This window comes from Streptococcus danieliae (assembly GCF_009767945.1).
GTDB lineage: Bacteria > Bacillota > Bacilli > Lactobacillales > Streptococcaceae > Streptococcus > Streptococcus danieliae.
Genome location: NZ_WSRS01000234.1, coordinates 1 through 356, shown reverse-complemented (window position 1 = coordinate 356; position 356 = coordinate 1). Strand labels below are relative to the sequence as shown.

The following is a 356-nucleotide window of genomic DNA, read 5'->3' as shown; positions in this document are numbered from 1 at the left end:
GAGGGAGACAAGTCAGCTGTTGTTGTAGTAACCTATCCAGATGGTACCCGTGATGAGGTTCCGGTAACCGTTAAAGTCGTTACTCCAGATGCGGATAAGTATACTCCAGTCGCTAAGGATCAAACAGTTGAGCCAGGTTCTACACCGAAGGCAGAAGATTCCATTGCCAACTTGTCTGAACTTCCAGCAGGTACTACGGTAGCCTTCAAGGATCCAGTAGACACGACAGATGCAGGCGATAAACCAGCTACAGTAGTGGTAACCTACCCAGATGGTTCGAGTGAAGAAGTCCCAGTGACCGTTAAGGTAGCTAAGTCTGCAACAGATGCAGATAAGAACACTCCAGTCGCTAAGGA

1 protein-coding gene is annotated in these 356 nt (G+C 48.3%); it reads left to right on the top strand.

Annotated elements, in window-relative coordinates; translation table 11 throughout:
* Positions 1-356, top strand: a 356-nt coding sequence (locus E5983_RS09605; protein ID WP_269148560.1) for a Rib/alpha-like domain-containing protein, incomplete at both ends; no start/stop codon positions are given.